At 37.4% G+C, this 4208-nt stretch carries 4 protein-coding genes; all 4 read left to right on the top strand.

What is annotated here, in order from left to right:
* On the top strand, nt 1-1354 hold a 1354-nt coding region (locus ABY905_RS14560), incomplete at its 5' end, for an efflux RND transporter permease subunit (RefSeq protein ID WP_372645151.1).
* 220 nt (nt 1355-1574) lie between these two features.
* On the top strand, nt 1575-1991 hold the full coding sequence (locus ABY905_RS14555) for a DoxX family protein (RefSeq protein ID WP_372645149.1): 417 nt from the start codon (nt 1575-1577) through the stop codon (nt 1989-1991).
* A gap of 413 nt (nt 1992-2404) precedes the next feature.
* Nucleotides 2405-2911, top strand: a complete 507-nt coding sequence (locus ABY905_RS14550) for a TlpA disulfide reductase family protein (RefSeq protein ID WP_372645148.1) — start codon at nt 2405-2407, stop codon at nt 2909-2911.
* 377 nt (nt 2912-3288) lie between these two features.
* A complete protein-coding gene (locus tag ABY905_RS14545) occupies nt 3289-3885 on the top strand; it encodes a thioredoxin family protein (RefSeq protein ID WP_372645146.1) in 597 nt (198 codons plus the stop codon).
* Nucleotides 3886-4208 lie beyond the last annotated feature (323 nt).

The following is a 4208-nucleotide window of genomic DNA, read 5'->3' as shown; positions in this document are numbered from 1 at the left end:
TGAGCTATTGGTAAACGCTTCCCGCTCAGAGGGGATTGCCGATTGGTCTTCTTTTATAGGACAAGGGCCAAACTCATATGATTTGGGATATTCACAGGACGAAGCCAACTCGAGCTACGCCCATATTCTGGTAAATACCAGTACATTTGAAGTTAACAATCAGATGATTTCCCGCTTGGACGAATACTGTTTTTCACAGTTCCCAAATGCAGATATTAAGGTGGGTCCGCTGGCTGCCGGAGGTGGAGGTACACCCATCGAGATTAAGGTTTCAGGTAAAGATCCTGATGTGCTGTCGGTATTATCGGAGCAAATTAAATCAAGACTCTCTGCCATCAATGGAACAAAGAATGTGAAGGATGACTGGGGTCCTAAAACCAAAAAATTCATCATCGATATCAATCAGAACAATGCGCAAGTAGCAGGTATAACCAATCAGGATATTGCCACCTCTCTAAAAACGGTATTGGATGGATTCAAAACCGGGGAATACCGGGAGGATGACCAAAATATTCCGATTCTGCTGAGAGGATTCGATAGTCAGGAACAGACTTATGAATCAATCGAAACCATGAATGTATTCTCACAAAACTCCGGACGATCAGTGCCCTTATCGCAAGTTGCCTCTATCATCCCTCAGTGGCAATATGCTAAAATCAAGCGTTTAAATCTGATACGAAGCATCAACGTTTCAAGTGAACTGAACGAATACGGCAATGCTTCAGAAATAATGGGAGAACTTAATCCATGGCTCAACGAACAAACACAAAACTGGCCAGATGGTTACGTCTACGAATTGGGTGGAGACAGTAAGAGCACTTCTGATAATATGGGAGCCGTAATTGATTATTTACCCCTATCAGCTTTCATTATTCTGCTTCTCCTGGTCATTCAGTTCAATTCATTCCGAAAAACATTAATGGTAGTCAGTACGATTCCATTGGGCGTTATAGGTGTCGTTATTGGTTTGATTGTGCTTCGCTCCTACTTTGGTTTCATGGCCTTCCTTGGCGTCATTTCCCTTGCCGGAATTGTCATCAACAATGCCATTGTTCTCATCGACAGGATAGAAATTGAGATTAATGAATTGAAACGATCCCCTCAAGATGCTGTGATTGCAGCTTGTCTGCAGCGTTTCCGACCTATCTTACTTACAACATTTACAACCTCGCTCGGACTAATTCCACTTTACCTAGGTGGTGGTTTAATGTGGGAACCAATGGCTGCTTCAATTATGGTAGGGCTTTTGTTTGGAACTATAATTACACTGGTATTTATCCCAGCTTTCTATAGTATTCTCTACAAGGTTCACTACTCCGATTATAAATTTAACGAGGCCTTATTAAAAGATTAAATAGTTATTGAGATAGTTGAGAAATCAGCTATCTCAATTTCATTCAGCCTATATTCACAGGAGCTCTCCCTCTCATTTTATGCATGCGCCCTCAATAAAAGACAAAAACGTATTTTATTTTACAGTTTTAACAATTAGTTAAGACCCAAGTGCCTTATAAATTTTACATTTGCATATAGAAAACCTATAAGAATATTAAAACACATCAATCATTACAATTATGAAAAGATTATTACATATTGGCACCAACGACAGTCTTTTAGATCTGTTGAGCCTGGTATTGAGAGTGACAATTGCTGCTTTTATGCTAACACATGGCTTGGGTAAGCTTAACCTCCTATTTTCGGGTAACGAAATTCAATTTGCCGATCCTTTTGGCATGGGAGCGACATTTTCGTTAGCACTCGCTGTTTTTGCTGAAGTTGTTTGCTCTATACTAATCGGATTAGGCTTAGTTACACGTTTTGCTACTATCCCCTTAATTGTAACCATGCTTGTGGCAACCTTCATGATACACGGCAACGATCCTTTTGCTAAAAAAGAATTTGCACTATTATACCTACTCGTTTACCTGGTTATTTTTGTGGTAGGTAGCCGTAAGTTTTCGCTTGACGCGCTGCTTTTGAAGAAAAAATAAAATCGGTCCGACCAAAGACCATAAAGGCAGTTTACTTCTCGGAGTAAGCTGCTTTTTTCGTTTGCATATCCATTACCCCTCCACCACAAGTCGCAGGCTTGCAAAATTAGGAGGTCCAAAAATATGAGAGCATAATATTGAACGTCATCCTGTAACATAGTTCGGCGAAGCCCATTCATTTCAGGATCTCATAATCATTGTACAGAGATTAACTTCGTAGACCTCTCAAGTTCGGTACTGAAACAAGTTCTGAATGACGAACTATTAAACTTTTTGAACACCCTCTTTTCGCTATTACATTAGCCCCATCCATAGCACGATGCTTTCTTTTAACAGCTCAATAACAAACTTTACTTCTCATTATCATCCAATTGCAGTATATTTAATACTTAAACATCTTTATATATACTAAAATGAGATTCAGTTTACAACTATTACTTATTCTCGTACTTCTTATACCAAGCAAACTTGTTTCAGCCCAGGAAATTAAAACCTACAATTTCGACGAGCTTGAGCCTATCTTCCATTCTCAAAACGATACCACATACGTCATTAACTTTTGGGCCATGTGGTGTAAACCTTGCGTTGAAGAGCTCCCCCACTTCGAAGCTATTCGTAAAAACTATGCCGATAAAAAAGTCAAAGTAATACTGGTGAGTCTCGATTTTGGAGAGACTGTAGTAGAACGTTTAAATAAGTTTCGAACTAAACGAAAAGTAAATTCCGAAATCGTGATACTCGACGATCCTGATGCAGATAACTGGATTAGTAAGGTCGATGAAAAGTGGGATGGCGCACTTCCTGCCACGGTAATCTATAAGAAAGATCAGAGAGAAGTTTTCACTCGCCAAGTCTCTTACGAAGAATTGGCTGAGTCTATTGATAAAATGAATCAAAAAAAATCTTTAGACGCTGATTAAATATGATTTTAAAAAACAAATATTTTAGTCCTGCACATAAATCATATAAGATCATTAAAATCTGCGTCTAAAATATTTCATTTACAAGAAGCACAATTACAATTTAAATAAATACTTAGACGCTGATTAAATATGATTTTAAAAAACAAATATTTTAGTCCTGTACATAAATCATATAAGATCATTAAAATCTGCGTCTAAAATATTTCATTTACAAGAAGCACAATTACAATTTAAATAAATACTTAGACGCTGATTAAATATGATTTTAAAAAACAAATATTTTAGTCCTGCACATAAATCATAATTAGATCATGAAAATCTGCGTCTAAACTATATTATTTACACTGAGCACAAACAAATTAAAATTGAGTATTATGAAGAAAATAATCATTCTGGGCCTATTTATATTGGCCACAATAAGCGTAAACGCACAAGGGTATCAAGTTGGCGACAAGGCAGCAGATTTTAAACTAAAAAATGTGGATGGCAAGCATGTCTCCCTTTCCGATTATGAGAATGCTAAGGGCTTTATAGTGATATTCACCTGCAACCATTGTCCTTATTCGGTGGCCTACGAAAATCGAATTATAGAGCTTGACAAAAAGTATAAAGCGAAAGGTTTTCCTGTGATTGCCATAAACCCCAACGATCCTGAACTATTCGAAAGCGATTCTTTCGAGAACATGATTAAACGATCGAATGAAAAAGGTTTTACTTTTCCTTATCTGATTGACGAAAAGCAAGATATTTATAAAAGATTTGGTGCAACTAAAACGCCTCACGTTTTTATTCTCAGCACAAAAAAGGGGATGCATAAAGTCGAATATATTGGAGCTATAGACAACAACTACAAAAGTGCAGCGATGGCAACAAAGCACTATGTTGGCGATGCTGTTGATGCCTTATTGCAAGGCAAAAAACCAATGGTAACTGCAACAAAAGCTATTGGCTGCAGTATTAAATCGAAATAATTAATAAAAATAAACCAATCCCGTCCTAAACGTTTTTGTTTGTGCCTTGTATTTCATTACTAATCTCACAATTAAGCTCAATATTAGGAACAAGGGGTTCATTTTTTGAGCTTAAGGAAATAGGGCCTCTCTTTTAAATATTTTTCGTTTAACGAAAGCTTTAGTAAGACCGGGAAGTTGTCCCGAACGATCGGGATGTTCGAAAATCACCCGGCCACACTTAAGCATGAGGCAAATAAGAAAGATATTTAAAAAGCAGCCTTGATCTTTTTTGCTTCGTTTTTTGGATCAAGCCAAAAAATGAAGTCGGGTTTGGGCGAAGC

The organism is Ancylomarina sp., assembly GCF_041555295.1.
GTDB lineage: Bacteria > Bacteroidota > Bacteroidia > Bacteroidales > Marinifilaceae > Ancylomarina.
Note: the sequence above shows the minus strand (reverse complement) of the source record. Positions and strands in the feature narration are given on the sequence as shown.